16 protein-coding genes are annotated in these 14,643 nt (G+C 66.9%); 11 read left to right on the top strand and 5 right to left on the bottom strand.

Translation table 11 applies throughout. The features are described 5' to 3' along the window. The first annotated feature begins 9 nt into the window (after positions 1-9). From SB764_RS01475 to SB764_RS01465, 3 genes are all read left to right on the top strand, one after another. Positions 10-1,284 (top strand): MFS transporter, encoded by a 1,275-nt coding sequence (locus SB764_RS01475; RefSeq protein ID WP_065064129.1) that lies wholly within the window; start codon positions 10-12, stop codon positions 1,282-1,284. 184 nt (positions 1,285-1,468) lie between these two features. After that, positions 1,469-1,771, top strand: a complete 303-nt coding sequence (locus tag SB764_RS01470; protein WP_074983063.1) for a type II toxin-antitoxin system MqsR family toxin — start codon at positions 1,469-1,471, stop codon at positions 1,769-1,771. A gap of 2 nt (positions 1,772-1,773) precedes the next feature. After that, positions 1,774-2,175, top strand: a complete 402-nt coding sequence (locus SB764_RS01465) for a type II toxin-antitoxin system MqsA family antitoxin (RefSeq protein ID WP_065064248.1) — start codon at positions 1,774-1,776, stop codon at positions 2,173-2,175. A 14-nt stretch (positions 2,176-2,189) separates the two neighbouring features. On the opposite strand, the gene SB764_RS01460 is transcribed toward SB764_RS01465, so the two are convergent. After that, positions 2,190-3,044: a DUF2071 domain-containing protein gene (locus SB764_RS01460; RefSeq protein ID WP_156773874.1), complete on the bottom strand. Its 855-nt coding sequence runs from the start codon at positions 3,042-3,044 to the stop codon at positions 2,190-2,192. Positions 3,045-3,238: 194 nt separating this feature from the next. Here SB764_RS01460 and SB764_RS01455 point away from each other — a divergent pair, with 194 nt between their 5' ends. The 6 genes from SB764_RS01455 (at position 3,239) to SB764_RS01430 (ending at position 8,228) form a co-directional block, all read left to right on the top strand. Further along, positions 3,239-3,610: a GFA family protein gene (locus SB764_RS01455; RefSeq protein ID WP_110327024.1), complete on the top strand. Its 372-nt coding sequence runs from the start codon at positions 3,239-3,241 to the stop codon at positions 3,608-3,610. Then, positions 3,607-3,777, top strand: coding sequence for a hypothetical protein (locus SB764_RS01450; RefSeq protein WP_167371406.1), 171 nt, complete (start codon positions 3,607-3,609; stop codon positions 3,775-3,777). Before SB764_RS01455 ends, SB764_RS01450 begins: the two co-directional genes overlap by 4 nt. 7 nt (positions 3,778-3,784) lie before the next feature. Continuing rightward, positions 3,785-4,525: a response regulator gene (locus tag SB764_RS01445; RefSeq protein ID WP_065064135.1), complete on the top strand. Its 741-nt coding sequence runs from the start codon at positions 3,785-3,787 to the stop codon at positions 4,523-4,525. After that, positions 4,522-5,907 carry a sensor histidine kinase gene (locus SB764_RS01440; RefSeq protein ID WP_080180269.1) on the top strand — a complete coding sequence of 462 codons (1,386 nt, stop codon included), beginning with the start codon at positions 4,522-4,524 and terminating at the stop codon, positions 5,905-5,907. Before SB764_RS01445 ends, SB764_RS01440 begins: the two co-directional genes overlap by 4 nt. 170 nt (positions 5,908-6,077) lie before the next feature. Next, the gene (locus SB764_RS01435) at positions 6,078-7,007 is read left to right on the top strand and encodes a class I SAM-dependent methyltransferase (RefSeq protein ID WP_110327023.1); all 930 of its coding nucleotides are present in this window, start codon (positions 6,078-6,080) and stop codon (positions 7,005-7,007) included. A gap of 42 nt (positions 7,008-7,049) precedes the next feature. Further along, complete coding sequence (locus SB764_RS01430) at positions 7,050-8,228, top strand: GNAT family N-acetyltransferase (protein WP_183040155.1); 1,179 nt, start codon at positions 7,050-7,052, stop codon at positions 8,226-8,228. Positions 8,229-8,259: 31 nt separating this feature from the next. On the opposite strand, the gene SB764_RS01425 is transcribed toward SB764_RS01430, so the two are convergent. Further along, positions 8,260-8,628, bottom strand: coding sequence for a hypothetical protein (locus SB764_RS01425; RefSeq protein ID WP_065064139.1), 369 nt, complete (start codon positions 8,626-8,628; stop codon positions 8,260-8,262). Positions 8,629-8,955: 327 nt separating this feature from the next. Between SB764_RS01425 and SB764_RS01420 the strand changes: the two genes are divergently transcribed. Continuing rightward, positions 8,956-9,300 (top strand): DUF4148 domain-containing protein, encoded by a 345-nt coding sequence (locus tag SB764_RS01420; RefSeq protein ID WP_065064141.1) that lies wholly within the window; start codon positions 8,956-8,958, stop codon positions 9,298-9,300. On the opposite strand, the gene SB764_RS01415 is transcribed toward SB764_RS01420, so the two are convergent. The 3 genes from SB764_RS01415 to SB764_RS01405 all read right to left on the bottom strand — a co-directional run bounded on the left by SB764_RS01415 (position 9,285) and on the right by SB764_RS01405 (position 13,071). Beyond that, positions 9,285-9,740 carry a Rieske 2Fe-2S domain-containing protein gene (locus SB764_RS01415; protein ID WP_065064143.1) on the bottom strand — a complete coding sequence of 152 codons (456 nt, stop codon included), beginning with the start codon at positions 9,738-9,740 and terminating at the stop codon, positions 9,285-9,287. The two genes, SB764_RS01420 and SB764_RS01415, sit on opposite strands and share 16 nt — an antisense overlap. Positions 9,741-9,907: 167 nt before the next feature. Then, complete coding sequence (locus tag SB764_RS01410) at positions 9,908-11,872, bottom strand: phosphatase PAP2 family protein (RefSeq protein ID WP_410862421.1); 1,965 nt, start codon at positions 11,870-11,872, stop codon at positions 9,908-9,910. Between the two features lie 209 nt (positions 11,873-12,081). Then, entirely contained in the window at positions 12,082-13,071 is a 990-nt protein-coding gene (locus SB764_RS01405; RefSeq protein ID WP_080180271.1) for a LysR family transcriptional regulator, read from the bottom strand. 238 nt (positions 13,072-13,309) lie between these two features. Between SB764_RS01405 and SB764_RS01400 the strand changes: the two genes are divergently transcribed. Next, on the top strand, positions 13,310-14,614 hold the full coding sequence (locus SB764_RS01400; protein ID WP_336754204.1) for an MFS transporter: 1,305 nt from the start codon (positions 13,310-13,312) through the stop codon (positions 14,612-14,614). The last annotated feature ends 29 nt before the right edge of the window (positions 14,615-14,643 follow it).

Genomic DNA, 14,643 nt, shown 5'->3' with positions numbered 1-14,643 from the left:
GCCGCACGCATGAGCCAGCCGCAAGATTCCCAGGGCGCGACCGCGCGCGCCGAACCGGCGACCGGCATGTTCCGCTCGCTGCGCAGCTTCAATTACCGCGTGTGGTCGGCAGGCGCGCTGGTGTCGAACGTCGGCACGTGGATGCAGCGCACCGCGCAGGACTGGCTCGTGCTCACCGGCCTGACGCATCACAGCGCGGCGGCCGTGGGCATCGTCATGGGCCTGCAATTCGGGCCGCAACTGCTGTTTCTGCCGTGGTCCGGCTATGCCGCCGATCACTTCGATCAGCGTCGTCTGCTGATGTTCACGCAGGCTACGCTCGGCACGCTCGCGCTGCTGCTCGGCCTGCTCACGATCACGGGCACGGTGCAGCTCTGGCACGTCTACGTGTTCGCGTTTCTGTTCGGCAGCACCACGGCGTTCGATTCGCCGGTGCGCCAGACCTTCGTCTCCGAACTGGTCGGCGACGCCGATCTCGCCAACGCCGTCGCGCTCAACTCCACCTCGTTCAACGCCGCGCGGATGATCGGGCCGGCCGTGGCGGGCGTCGTGATCGCGTCGGTGGGCGTGGGCTGGGCGTTCGTGCTCAACGGACTGTCGTTCATCGCCGTGCTGGTGTCGCTCACGCGGCTGCGCACCCGCGATCTGCGCCTGCGCGCGCGGGCGAAACCGGCGAAGGGCAGCCTGGTGGCGGGGTTTCGCTACGTGTGGTCGCGCCCGGACCTGAAGGCGATCGTCGTGATGCTGTTCCTGATCGGCACGTTCGGCCTGAACTTTCCGATCTTCATTTCGACGATGGCGGTGCGCGTATTTCACGCCGATGCGGGCGGCTACGGTCTGCTCTCTTCGCTGATGGCGGTGGGCACGGTGTCGGGCGCGCTGTTCGGCGCGCATCGCAGCCGGCCGCGCTTCGAGTCGCTGCTGATCGCCTCGGCGGTGTTCGGTGTCGGTTGCGCGCTCGCGGCGATTGCGCCGAGCTACGGCTGGTTCGGCGCGGCGCTGGTGCTGATCGGCGTGGCGGCGCTTACGGTCACCACCGAGACCAACAGCCTGATGCAGCTCTCGACCGAACCGTCGATGCGCGGCCGCGTGCTGGCGATCCGGCTCGCGGTGGCGCTGGGCGGCACGCCGATCGGCGCGCCCATCGTCGGCTGGGTGGCCGATCACCTCGGGCCGCGCTGGGCGCTGGTGGTGGGCGCCGCGTCGGGCATCGCGGCCGCGGCGGTCGCGGCGCGGGTGATGTGGCGGGAGAAACGGCGGGAGGGCGCGCGGGAGGAGGAATAGGCCATCTGCCGAATGTCTAGCCAGGATCGAAATCAAGCCCCCGCATGGGCAATATCGATTCCAGGACACGCTGGCGGGCATGCTGCCCGATCCGGCAAAGACGTTGCTCTCGCCACGCGCGCGCGAAGGCAGCGGAGGTGAAATTAACCTACTTGCCAAATTAACCGAGTAGGTTAAAATCCCGATGGAAAAGCGTACGCCGCATTGCAAACTCGCGCGGGTTCACGAACTGGTACGGGCCGGGCGCGTTCGCGCCACGCGCAGCGCTTACGAAGGCGCGCTCGAACTGGGCATCCGCGATCTCTCCGGCATGTGCTCGGTCGTGTTGTGCCTCGCACCCGGCGATTTCCACAAGAGCATGACGACCTATGCCGATCATCGCGTGTGGCAAGACGTCTATCGCGCGACCGTCGAGCACGGGCGCAGCGTCTATCTCAAGTTGACCGTCATCGACGACGTCCTGATCGTCTCGTTCAAGGAGTGGTGATCGTGAAATGTCCGGCCTGCGGCGGTGCGAATCTGGTCCACGAGAACCGCGATCTGACTTACGCGTACAAAGGCGAGTCGACCGTGATTCCGGCCGTGACGGGCGACTATTGCCCGGCGTGCGGCGAGGCGGTATTCGAGCGTGTGCACGGTGACCGCTACGCCGAGTGCGTCGCCGCGTTTCAACGCCAGGTCAACGCCGCTTACGTCGATCCGCTGTTCATCGCGTCCGTGCGCCGCAAGCTCAATCTCGATCAGCGCGAAGCCGCCGAAATTTTCGGCGGTGGCGTCAATGCGTTTTCCCGTTACGAGAACGGTAAGACGAAACCGTCGCTGGCGCTGGTGCAACTGCTCAGGCTGCTCGATCGTCATCCTGATCTGCTCGGCGAGATCCGCGCCGCCTGACGCGCACAGTTTTCCTAAACCACCCGCTCCGACACCACCCGAAACGCCGCTCTGGGCACGACAAAACAAAAAGGCTCGCCGGTCGCGCCGATGCGTTCGAGAAACGCGCCTTGCACGGCCCCGGCGGCTGTTTCCAGCGGTTGCGCGGTGGCGATATCGATCGGCAGATCGATCAATGCATGCGCAAGCCGCTCGCAGTCTTCCACCCGCGAAAGCGCGCCGTCCTGTAGACAAAGCCATTCCACCGCGCTCTCCCACGTTTCGAAGAACGGCGCGAGCGCGGGCGTCAGCGCGCGTGTTGGCGTGCGTTGTGCTTCGCAGCGGAATTCGGGCGCGCTGCCGCGTCCGCTTTCGATCGACGTCACGTAGCGCCCGTCGTCCGCGCGATGCGCGAAACGCCGTGCGAGATGCGACGGCAGCGCATCGCTGAACAGCCGGCTGCCGATCGCGTAGAGCGGATCGTCAAGAATATTCTTGACGAACAGCACCGTCGGCGCCGTCGTTTCGACCCCGCCAAACGCCTCCACATAAAAGCGCCAGTTGCTTTGCAGCAGTGACGGAAAAAGCCGCCGCAGCGGTCCGGCGAGCGCCGGGCCGAAGTGCCGGTGCGCGTAGGTGAGGATCGTGAACAGCGTCTTGCCGTCGCGTTGCACGAGTTCGACGTTAGGCGGGACGAGCGCCGCGATGCGCGCCGCATCGACGGCCCAGGTGCAATAGACGATGTCGCGCACATCGCTGGCCAGTTGCATGAACGGCAGGCGCGAGAACAGGGCGCGGCGCGCGCGCAGCAGCGTCGGGCAGCCGACGAGGCGCTCGCTGATCGCGCCCAGCGCGCCGGGCCAGGGGGACACGAATGCGTTGTCGAACAAACGGGGCTCCGCAGGTTTCAGAACGACCGGCAGTATGCCCTGGCGGCCTGCCAGGCCACGCCACGCCGCGAAATTCGCCCCGGCGTGCAATGTTTTGTGTCGCCCACAAACGCAGATACATTGCGATACAAACGCCGTCTCCCGCTGCGCTATAAAGCATCCATCGCCATTACACGCAACGAGGAGCCCGCATCATGGAAGCCAGCCGCCTGCACGGCTCGTGTCACTGCGGCGCCGTGCGCTTCGAGGTCCGCACCGCGCTCACGCCCGCCGCCCGCTGCAATTGCAGCCTGTGCCGCCGCAAGGGCGCGCTGATGTCGCCGCCGTTCGAGGCCGCCGATCTCACGGTCGTCGCGGGCGAGGACGCGCTCACGCTCTATCAGTTCAATACGCAGGTCGCGAAGCATTATTTCTGCAAGCACTGCGGCATTTATCCGTTTCATCAGACGCGCAAGGACCCGAAGCTGTGGCGCGTCAATCTCGGCTGTCTCGAAGGCGTCGATGTCTACGCGCTCGAGGCCGGTGTGAACGACGGCGCGAGCCTTTCCGTGGTGGAGGACGCATGAAACGCCTGCTTGCCCTGTTCGCCTTGCTCGCGGGCGGTCTCGCGACGGAAGTGGCGCATCCGCTGTCGTGCACGCTGATGTCGTCCACGCGGCGCGAAAAACGCGAAGGCAGCAATGCCGCCGCCATCCGGCGCAGCGTGCGTCGGCAAACGCAGCCCGGAGTATGATCGGCGCATGGAAAAAATCGACCACATTCTGATCGTCGACGACGATCGCGGCATCCGCGAACTGATCGCGGGCTACCTCGAAAAGAACGGCATGCGCGTGAGCGTCGCCGCCAACGGACGCGAGATGCGCGCCGCGCTCGACAACGGCGCGCCCGATCTGATCGTGCTCGATCTCATGATGCCGGGCGAGGACGGTCTCGTGCTCTGCCGCGATCTGCGCGCGAGCCGTTTTCGCACGGTGCCGGTTGTCATGCTCACGGCGCGCAGCGAGGAAACCGATCGCATCGTCGGCCTCGAAATGGGCGCCGACGACTATGTGCCGAAGCCCTTCGCCGTGCGCGAACTGCTCGCGCGCATCCGCTCGGTGCTGCGCCGCACGCGCATGCTGCCGCCAGGCATGCAGGTGACCGAAACCGCGCCGATGCTCGGCTTCGGCGAATGGCGGCTCGACACCACGGCGCGCCATCTGCTCGACGAGGAAGGCACGCTGGTCGCGCTGAGCGGCGCGGAATACCGGCTGCTGCGCGTGTTTCTCGATCATCCGCAGCGCGTGCTCACGCGCGATCAACTGCTCAATCTGACCCAGGGTCGTCAGGCCGATGCGTTCGATCGCTCGATCGACCTGCTCGTGAGCCGTCTGCGTCAGCGTCTGCGCGACGGCGCGCGCGAGCCGCGCTACATCAAGACGCTGCGCAACGAGGGCTATGTGTTCTCGTCGTCGGTCGACGTGATCGAAGGTTCGGCATGAGCACGGCCACCCACGATGCGGCAGGCGCGGCGCCGCCCGCTGCGCGCGGCGGCGGTCCGCTGCACTGGCCGCGCTCGCTGTTCGCGCGTCTCGCGCTGATTCTCTGCGTGGGCCTTGTGCTCGCGCAGACGCTCTCGGTCTGGCTCACGCTCACCGAACGCGACGAGACCACCGCGAACATGATGATGGATTACGTCGAGCGCGAAGTGGCCAGTTCGGTCGCGCTGCTCGACAATCTGCCGCCGTCCGAGCGTGCGGCCTGGCTGCCGCGTCTCGCGCGCCGCAGCTATACGTTCATGCTCGATCCGGGCGTGCCCGGCGTCGCGCCCGATGCGACGCTGTCGCGGCGCTACGAGTCGGCCATCGAGCGCGGTATCGGCAAGCATTACGCGCTCACGGTCAACGCGATTCCCGGCGACGACGAGCATCTGCAGGTGCATCTGCGTCTCTCGGACGGCTCGCCGCTGACGATCGACGTGCGGCCGCAGACCGCGCTGCCGCTGTCGCGCTGGCTGCCGCTCGTGCTGATCGTGCAGCTTGTGCTGCTGGCGTTCTGCTGCTGGCTGGCGGTGCGCGTAGCGACGCGTCCGCTCGCGGCGCTGGCGCGCGCCGCCGACGGCCTCGGGCCCGACCTCAAGGCCGAGCATCTCGACGAGAGCGGCCCGTCGGAAGTGGCGCGCGCGGCGCGGGCGTTCAATGCGATGCAGGCGCGCATCGCGGGCTATATGGCCGAACGCATGCAGATACTCGCGTCGATCTCGCACGACCTGCAAACGCCGATTACGCGCATGCGTCTGCGCGTCGACACGATGGACGACGACGAGCAGGGCACCAGGCTGCGCCAGGATCTGCAGGAGATGGAACAGCTCGTGAAGGAGGGCGTGGCGTATGCGCGGACCTTGCACGGTGCGTCGGAAGTGCCGGTGCGTCTCGATCTGGACGCGCTGCTCGACAGCCTCGTGTGCGATTACGTCGATGCGGGCAGCGACGTGGTCTACGACACGCGCACGGCCGTGGCGGTGGTGACGCGTGCGAAGGCGCTCAAGCGCATCGTCGGCAATTTCGTCGATAACGCGCTGAAGTTCGCGGGCGCGGCGGAGATCGCGCTGAGCGCCGGACCGGGCGGCGACGACGTGACCATCGCCGTGCTCGATCGCGGGCCGGGCATTCCGGAAGAGTCCCTGGAGAAGGTGTTCGAGCCGTTTTACCGGCTGGAAACGTCGCGCAATCGCGGCACGGGCGGCACCGGTCTCGGACTTGCGATCGCGCGTCAACTGGCCTCGGCGATGGGCGCGCAGCTCACGCTGCATAACCGCGCGGGCGGCGGCCTGGAGGCGCGGCTCGTGTTGAGAAAGAATGGGGTGGCGCAAGCGGGGCGATGAGCCGTCTGCGCATCGCGCGTTGCAGCCGCGAACAGCCAACGGCGCCGTGTCCCGGCGCCGTTGGCTTTTGAGGTCCACTCGCCGCATCGCCAGCCGTGAACGCGGGTGCGGGCGTTGTCGTAATCCACCTGAACTATGGCGGCTCGCGCGCGTGCGCGTGAGGTATTGATGTGAGCATTGCCCGCCTCGCATCGAACGCAACCGGCCACGACCTCATGCACACGACGACCCACGGCGGACCGCGCCACACGCTGCGCCGCGCGCTCAAGCAACCGTTGCTCAACGTCGTCGCGCGGCTGCCGGACGGCGTGCAGCGCGCCATGTTCGCGCCGCGCATGCGCCGCATCTGCATCCGCGTGCCGCTGCTGCGCGCGGTCTATTCGGGCTGCCTGCGCCGCCATCCGTTCGACCTGCAATACGGCATCGATACGAGCGGTCTCGTCGACGCGCAGGCGCTCCAGCGCGATCCCGGCCTCGTCGCCCAACTGAATCCGTACATGGGCTCGCAGCCCACCATCATCCGGCGCGCGCTCGACACGCTCGGCGACATCGCGGGCTACACCTTCATCGACATCGGCTGCGGCAAGGGGCGTCCGCTGGTGGTCGCGTCCGAGTATCCGTTCGCGCGCATTCTCGGTTGCGACATCAGTGCCGAACTCGTCAAGACCGCCAACGAGAACGCCATCGCGATCGCGGGGCGCTTCGCGCATCGTCCGCCGATTCGCGCGATTGCGGCCAACGTCGCCGATCTCGCGCTGCCGCCGGGCAACGCCGTCGTGTTCCTGTTCAATCCGTTCGGCCCCGAGTTGATGGCCGCGCTGCTCGCCAAGCTGGAGGCGGCGCTCGCGAGCGGCGCGAGCGGTCATTTGTTCGTGGTCTACGACAACCCCGTATGCGGCGATGTGTTCGATGCCTCGCCGCATCTGCAGCGCTGGTTCGCACGCATGTTCGCTTACGACAGCGGCGAACTCGGCTTCGGGCCGGAGGAACGCGAGGGCGTGGTGATCTGGCAAAGCGTGCGCGGCGCGCGGCCCGACGCGTTCGCCGACCGCCATCGCCGTATCACGACCCGCGACCGCATGAGCGCGTCGCTCGATTAGCACGCGGGGTCCTGTGCCCGCTACCGCTCAACGAGGAGTTCCGTGACGACCACCACGATCCCGCTGCCCGCCGCCTCATCCGCGGCGGCGCCATTTCGCTTCGAAGTACTGACCTGCGCGACGATCGAGGCGTTTCGCGCCTTGCAGCCGCAATGGCGTGCGTTGCTGGGGAAAAGCGAGGCGGCGTCGCCGTTCGTCGATTTCGCCTACGCGGAACTGGCCGCCGAGCGCGCGCTGGCGAGCGGCGCGATCGTCGAGGTCGCGGCCGTCTACGAGGAGCTCGACGTGTGCGTGCTGTGGCCGGTCGCGATCGAGCGCCGCGGCGTGCTGCGTTGCGCGCAGCCGCTCGGCAGCGGTTGCGGCGAGGAATACGGCGGCCCGCTGATTGCCGATACGCGGCGCGCCGAACTCTACGAAGCGGCCGTGCGCGCGGTGCGGCGTCTGCATGCCGATCTGCTGACCGTGCCGATGCTCGAGGAAGGCAGCGCGTTGCAGCGCGCGCTCGCCGCCGCGCCGCAATCGTGGGTGCGCCGCCGCTTGCCCGCGCGCTGGCGCGTGATGCCGGGTTATGCGATCGGTCTGCGCGCCTGTGCGAACTGGGACGACTATCTCGCGACGCGCCATGGCTCGTTGCGCACGGCGCTGCGCGCTAGCCTCAAGCGGCTGCGCAAGCTCGGTCACGTGAGTTTCGACTGGTGTGCGAACGCCGACGAAGCGCGCACCGTGCTCACGTGGCTGTTCGCGAACAAGCGCCGCTGGGCGCTCGCGCGCGGCATCGATTCGCCGTATCTGATGGATGACGGCGTGCGCGACTTCTTCATCGAGCTTGCGCAGCGCATGGATCTGTCGCGCACGCCGCTGGTCGCCTGCGTGAAGGTGGAAGGGCGGCCGGTGGCGGCGTCGGTGAATCTCGTCGGCGCGCAGTCGGTCGAGTATTTCATCACGACCTACGACGAGGCGTTCGGCACCTATTCGGTCGGCAATCTGCTGGTCGAATTCATCGCGCAATGGGCGCATGCGCACGAGCGCGATTTCGATTTTCGGCCGCTCTACGGCGACTACAAGGTGCGCTGGGCCGATCGGCACACGCTGCACGAATCGCGGCTCGTGGTGCTCGGCGCGCGCGGGCGGCTGATCGAATTGCCCTTGCTGGCGCGCTTCGCGAAGCGCGTGGGACGCAAGCTGCTGTCGATCGCACGCGCCCGCAGAAAGCGCGACTGAGTGCGAAGCGGCGCATGCGTTCCGATGCGTCTCAGCACGCCAGCGGAATGAACACGTTGAACTGGCCTTCGTCGGGATGACGCGAGCGATGGCCCTTGCCCGTCGTGTCCTCGCAGAGGACGACCGTGCCGGGGTCGCAGCGACGCGTGTCGCCGTCGCTGGTTTCGAATTCCACCCAGCCCGTCATCCAGATCACGAACTGGCGCACGGGCGTCGTGTGCCAGTCGGCTTCCTTGAGCCCGGCGGGCACCCAGCCGAAGCGCACGGCTTTCGCGGGCTCCCACGTCGAGAGAAAGATCGGCGGGATGCCGGGAAAGAGTTCGAGCGGCGTGAGCGCAATGTCGATGTCCTCGAAATGGGACTCGCCCTCAGCGTCGGCATAGATGCGTAGGCATTTCATGGGGCGCGTCCTCCGGGCGGCCCCGGCGGCCGCATCGAGAACGATCATGCGCCACGCGTTCCGTTCGCGCAATTTGGGCGCTTGCCGCGCTGCAGCGTGCTGGCGCGTTTGCGACGCGATTTTCGTGCGGGTGTGTATCGCTATGTGTCTACGCTGCGGGCGGACACACGGCCTTGCAAAAGTACCGCACTGCGCAAACACGCCAGATACGTGCGGGGATTCAAATACCTCCATGCCAGTCAGCAACGCCGCAAACGGCGCAACGAAGCGGACTGGACACCGCGCCCGACGCGCGGTTCACATCAACCGAACCCGGAGGTGCATACCATGAAGCTGATCCAATCCCTGCTCGTCGCCGCTGTTGTCGCTGTTCCCGTCGCCCTGCCGGCCGCTGCGTTCGCGCAGTCGAATGCGCCGCTCACGCGGGCGCAGGTGCGCGCGGAACTGGTGCAACTGGAAAAGTCGGGCTACAACCCGGCCGCCGATTACACGCAGTATCCGCAGAATATTCAGGCTGCGCTGGCGCGTGAGAGCGCAAAGAACGGGGCGGATGCGTCGGCTTATGGCGGTGCGGCGAATAGCTCGGCTGGCAGCGTGGACAAGGGCGCATCGGTGTCGCCGTCGGCCGGGCAGGACGTGGTCGGTCTCGGCCCGATCTACGCGCACTCGTGATGGCTGGCGGCGGACGCGCGGGCGTCTTTGACAACGGCCGCGCGGGCGAGCGGCACGCGCACCCAGACGTAGCCGTTGCGTTCGTGCGCGTCGTGCACGGTGGCGTGGATCTTTGCGTCGCAGCGCGCCGACTGCGTGCTGTTGATCAGCCGGATCTGCTGACCGTTCACGTCGAAGCGCCAGCCGTGCGAGGCGCAGGCGATCAGGCCGCCCGCCACCACGCCGTCCGACAAGGTCTCGCCGCGATGCGGGCAGCGGTCGTCCCAGACGTGGATGCCGCCTTCGCCGTCGCGCCAGACCACGAGTTGCTTGCCGTCGAGCGTGGCGGCGCGCGCGCGATTTTCCGCCACGTCGCTGCTGGCGCATAACGGCGTCCAGCGCGGCGCGTCCTCTTGCGAGGTCGGATTCGGCAGATCTGGCGGATTCAGCGGCTCATTCATCGGCGCAATTCGGAAAACACAAAGTCGGCACGCGGCCGGCAGGTAAGCAGAGGGTTCCTGCGATCTTAATGGATCGCGCGGCAGTGTGCCGGACACCATGCAAAAAGCCCCGGCGAGCCGGGGCTTTTCTTCATCGCGCGTGAATCGATGTGTCAATCAGCGCCACATCACGACGACAGCTTCACCGACACCCCCGTCGACGTATAAACCGGCGTGGCCTTGAAGCCGTCGACGGTCACGCTCGTGAAGGACTTCGTCGCGCCGGCGCCGTCGATCAGGTCGAGCGTGTCGCCGGCCTTCGGCGTGTAGCCGTTGACGAACTTCACGTGCAGCGCGCCGCCTGCGATCGTGAGCTGGCCGCCCACGCGCAGACGTCCGCCGCCGTTGCCGTCGATATCGAGTTCGAGCGTGGTGTTGGCGAGCTGCGTGTACTTGCCCGTCACCGCCACCGGCGCGCTGGCGCTCACGGCCACGCCGCCGGCGCCCACGTAGACGTCGCCGCTGCCGAACGCGTTCGCCGATCCGGCCGCGAGCACGCCGCCGCTGATCTGCGTGCCGCCGCTATAGCTGTTGTTGCCCGCGAGCGTGAGCGTGCCGCTGCCTTGCAACGTGAGCTTGCCCGTGCCGCCGATGTCGTTGCGCCACGTGTCGGCGGCATTGAAGCCGCCCTGGGTGGCGTCCATCGACACGATCACGTTGCCGTTGAACTGGCCGTAGCCGTCGCCGGCCGCGAACATGTTCAGGCGGCCCCAGCCTTCGGCGTCGTCCATCACCGGATAGCCCGAGGCGAGTTCCGTCGTCTTGAGCACGACGCGGCGCTGGTCGGCGCTCAGATACGGGAAGCGCGTTTCCAGCAGCACTTCGGCGCCCTTGGGCACGACGGGCGGCGCGTCGGTCGATTCGATCGGCGCAAAGCCGAAGGTCATGCGGCGCGCGAACTCCGTTTTGTTGGTCGCGTAGTCGGCGAAGCGGTCGGTCGTCGTGGTGCCCGAATGCGCGTAGGCGGCGAAGCTCGTCGCGTCGGTGCTCGTGGCCTGCATCAGCGCGCTGTGCGCCTGCGTCCAGGCCGCGCTCTTGAGCGTCGCGTTGGCCGGATCGTAGAGATTCGCGGCCGTGGCGGCGAGCGCGAACATGCGGCCGCCGATCACGTCGAGCGGCGAATGCATGCCCGCGAGAATGCGGTTTTCGCCGAGTTCGAGGCCGCGGCTCGCCATTTCCTGGAAGCGCTCGGGCACGACGTAGGCCATCGTCATCGCGTCGCGCATGGCTTCGGCTTCGTGACCGCTGATGAAGCCGCCGTCCGTCGAAGGCGTCGTGCTGATCGCGGGGACGAGCGTCGGATCGACCACCACGGCGGTGCTCCAGCGGAACGGCCGCGCGTACTTGTAGAAGCGCTTGGCCGGTTCCGTCGACGCGTTGTTGCCCATCGTGTTGAGCAGATCGACGACCTTGCCGAAAGTGGCGTTGGTCGTGCTGCCCACGCCGATGTTGTTGCCCGAGTCGGTGTAGAGGACCGTGGTGGCGTCGCCCGGAATCGACGTGATGCTCGTGGTCTGCTGCGCCGCCGTGCGCCACGCGCTCGTGAGCGGGCCCATGCCGTCGGTCACGCTGTAGCCCTTGCCGCGACGGTCGTCGTAGTAGGCCGCGTCGGCCTGCGCCTGGGTGCGCTGCGTGGTGGCGTTGACGACGTACTGCACGTTCGCCGTGTGCACGGTGTTGTTGAGCACCGCGCCGCCGGGCGTACCGTCGTTGGGCAGGCCGGTCCACGTCGATTGCACGACGGCCGGGAACGAGCCGGTCGCGGCGGCGCTCACGCCTGCGTCGACGAGCAGCGTGAGCGGTTGCCAGATGTCGAGAAAGCGCGCGCCCACGCGCACGCCCGCATTCGTCGCGAGCGTCGCGTAGCGCGCGTCGCCGCGCTGGTTGGTCGCGATGTTGTCGACAAAGGCGGGGACGTCGGGAATCGGCGCGTTATCGACGAAACCGGGATCGGCGGGCGCGGCGGGAATCGCGCTCGTGGTCGTGGCAGCGTCGTGGCTGCCGCCGCACGCGGCCAGCGCGGCGAAGCTCGACAGCACCGCGAGGCGCAGGGGAAGAAGGCGGCGCGAGGCGCGGCGGCATGAAGCGGACATCTGATAACTCCGTCGTCGTGGTTAACGGCGGCGGATTATGGTCATGCCCCATTACTATGGAATTACGGAAATATTTCGTAAGTGTTAATCCGTTCACTATTTGAAAGCCGCGGAAGGGTGCGTCGCGAAGGAAAGCCGCGCATGAAAGAGTTTTGCTCGGGTTTTGTCGTGCGCGAAATGGCAATCGAATCAGGGTTCTAATTAAGTGATTATTTTTGCGTGGCCGCGGTTTTGCGTGCGCGCGGCGCGGCGCCCGCGCTGGCGCTGCCCGCGGCGGCAAGACGCGGCGACACCATTTTCTTACCGCGATGGCGGATTTCCTTACTGAATTCGAGGCAGGTTTGTGTCATCAGATCGGTGGAGCGATAGACCATATAGACGTGGTAATCCGGTAATTCGTCGCGAATCGGCAAGGGCTTGAGCGCCTCGGGATTCAGGACGAGCGGACCATTGCGGCCGTAAAACACGAAATCGGACCAGACGCTGATGAGGTCGGTGCAGGTCGCGAGTTGCAATCCGAGCAGATTCGAACTGCTTTGCACGACGTTGCGCGGCATCTCCAGCCGGTGCAGCCGCATCAGGCTCGCGAGCGGGCTGCCGGGATCGTCGAGCGGATCGAGCGTGAGCCATTCGGCGTCCACCAGCGAGCGGATGCGCGTGCTGCGTCCGAGCGGATGGCCGGGCCGTGCGGCGACCAGCATGCCCACGGAAAAAAGCGGTTCCCACTGGAAGGCGCTCGTCCCCGCGCCGCTGTTGGTGGAGATCAGCGCGATGTCGAGATGGCCCTCGCGAAGGCCTTCGAGAATCTGCTGCGGGCGCATTTCATAGGCGTGAATCGCCACGCCCGGATAGCGCGCGCGAAACGCGGCGATGGCCTCGGGCAACGGGCCGCTCGACGCCACGGCGGAAAAGCCGATATTCAATTGCGCCTCGGCATGGCCGCGCATCGATTCGATGTCTTCGAGCGCGTGCCGCAATTCATGCTCGACCACGCTCGCGCGTTTGACGAGCGCGCGGCCGTATTGCGTGAGACTCACGCCGCGCACGGAGCGCGAGATCAGCGTCACGCCGAGTTCGCGTTCGAGTTCGGCCATGGCCTTCGAGAGCGCGGGCTGCGAGACGTGCAGGCTGCGCGAGGCCTCGTGCATGCTGCCGTGCTGCGCGAGCGCGAGCAGGACGCGCAACTGATGCAGTTTCATCGGATGGATTCCTTCGGCGCGCGGCGCGAAAGCGATGTCGCGACGCTCGGTAGTTATCCCGATGGCCCGTGCACATCGGTTATGAAAGCGATTCTATCTGGTTATCACGATGAAAATTTCTCACTTCTTTCAAAAAGGCGCTTGGCCTGAATATCGAATCGCCTGATGCGCGGACTGCGATGCGCACAGCGTGAACCGTCCCGAACGCGCCGTTCGACCCAGCCCGCGGAGATTCGCCATGAATGACGTAACGCTCAGCAGCGCCGACGACGCGCCCGTCCGCCAGTCGCACCCACAAACGCGCGCCAGCCAGGTCCGCCTGATCGCCGCATGCTCGATCGGCAACGCGCTCGAAATGTACGACTTCACGGTCTACAGCTTCTTCGCGCTGCTGATCGGCCACCTGTTTTTCCCCTCCGATAGCCCCTACGGTTCGCTGCTGCTGGCGGTCGCGACGTTCGGCATCGGCTTCGTGATGCGCCCGCTCGGCGGCCTCGTGATCGGCAGCTATGCCGACCGGCGCGGCCGCAAGGCGGCCATGACGCTCACCATCGCGCTGATGGTCGGCGGCACGCTCTGCATCGCGTTCGCGCCCACGTATGCGCAAGCGGGCGTCTGGGGTTCGCTGGTGCTGCTCGCGGGCCGCCTGTTGCAGGGCTTTTCGCTCGGCGGCGAGATCGGCGCGTCCACCTCGATGCTGATGGAAGCGGGCGCGGTCAACCGGCGCGGCTTTCGCGTGAGCTGGCAACTGGGCAGCCAGGGCATCTCGGCGCTGCTGGGCGCGCTCACGGGCGCCGCGCTGTACGCCACGCTCACGCCGACGTCGCTCGAAAGCTGGGGCTGGCGTCTGCCGTTTCTCGGCGGCCTCGCGATCGCGCCCGTGGGCCTCTATATCCGCTCGAAACTCGACGAAACGCACCACGCCGAACCCGATGCGGCCAGCCCGCTCGGCACGCTCATGCGCGAGCACGGCGCGAAGGTCGGGCTCGGCATTCTCGCCGTGACGGCGGGCACGGTGGGCATGTACCTCGTCGTGTTCTTCATGCCGACGTACATGATCCGCGTGCTCAAGATGCCGCCGTCGCTCTCGCTGCTTTCGGGCTGCGCGACCGGCGTCACGATGCTGATCGCCTCGCTCGTGTCGGGCCGTCTCGCCGACCGGCTCACGCGCCGCAAACCGCTCGTGATGGCCTCGGTTCTCTTCAACATCGTCACGGTGATACCCGCGTTCTGGCTGATGACGCGCTTTCCCAGCGTGCCGCTCGTGCTGCTGCTCTCGGTCGTCATGACGGCCTGCGCCAACCTCGGCTCGACGCCGATGCTGCTCGTGCTCATGGAGATGCTGCCCGCCTCGGTGCGCGCGAGCGGACTGTCGGTGATCTACAGCGTGGGCGTGACGGTGTTCGGCGGCAGCTCGCAGTTCATCGTCACCTGGCTGATCGCGAAGACCGGCAATCCGCTTTCGCCCGCGCTTTACATGGTGGTGTGCGGATGCGTGACGCTGTTTGCCGTGTGGCGGATCCGCGAGCGCCGCGTCGCTTGATGACGTCCCTAACACGCTGCATCGAATAC

Source organism: Paraburkholderia sp. SIMBA_027 (assembly GCF_046535315.1).
Taxonomy (GTDB): Bacteria; Pseudomonadota; Gammaproteobacteria; order Burkholderiales; family Burkholderiaceae; genus Paraburkholderia; species Paraburkholderia tropica.
Note: the sequence above shows the minus strand (reverse complement) of the source record. Positions and strands in the feature narration are given on the sequence as shown.

Coding starts and splice junctions, on each gene's coding strand:
- SB764_RS01475 (WP_065064129.1), top strand. CDS start 10: ATGAGCCAGCCGCAAGATTCCCAGGGCGCGACCGCGCGCGCCGAACCG.
- SB764_RS01470 (WP_074983063.1), top strand. CDS start 1,469: ATGGAAAAGCGTACGCCGCATTGCAAACTCGCGCGGGTTCACGAACTG.
- SB764_RS01455 (WP_110327024.1), top strand. CDS start 3,239: ATGGAAGCCAGCCGCCTGCACGGCTCGTGTCACTGCGGCGCCGTGCGC.
- SB764_RS01450 (WP_167371406.1), top strand. CDS start 3,607: ATGAAACGCCTGCTTGCCCTGTTCGCCTTGCTCGCGGGCGGTCTCGCG.
- SB764_RS01445 (WP_065064135.1), top strand. CDS start 3,785: ATGGAAAAAATCGACCACATTCTGATCGTCGACGACGATCGCGGCATC.
- SB764_RS01440 (WP_080180269.1), top strand. CDS start 4,522: ATGAGCACGGCCACCCACGATGCGGCAGGCGCGGCGCCGCCCGCTGCG.
- SB764_RS01425 (WP_065064139.1), bottom strand. CDS start 8,628: ATGAAATGCCTACGCATCTATGCCGACGCTGAGGGCGAGTCCCATTTC.
- SB764_RS01420 (WP_065064141.1), top strand. CDS start 8,956: ATGAAGCTGATCCAATCCCTGCTCGTCGCCGCTGTTGTCGCTGTTCCC.
- SB764_RS01415 (WP_065064143.1), bottom strand. CDS start 9,740: ATGAATGAGCCGCTGAATCCGCCAGATCTGCCGAATCCGACCTCGCAA.
- SB764_RS01410 (WP_410862421.1), bottom strand. CDS start 11,872: ATGTCCGCTTCATGCCGCCGCGCCTCGCGCCGCCTTCTTCCCCTGCGC.
- SB764_RS01405 (WP_080180271.1), bottom strand. CDS start 13,071: ATGAAACTGCATCAGTTGCGCGTCCTGCTCGCGCTCGCGCAGCACGGC.
- SB764_RS01400 (WP_336754204.1), top strand. CDS start 13,310: ATGAATGACGTAACGCTCAGCAGCGCCGACGACGCGCCCGTCCGCCAG.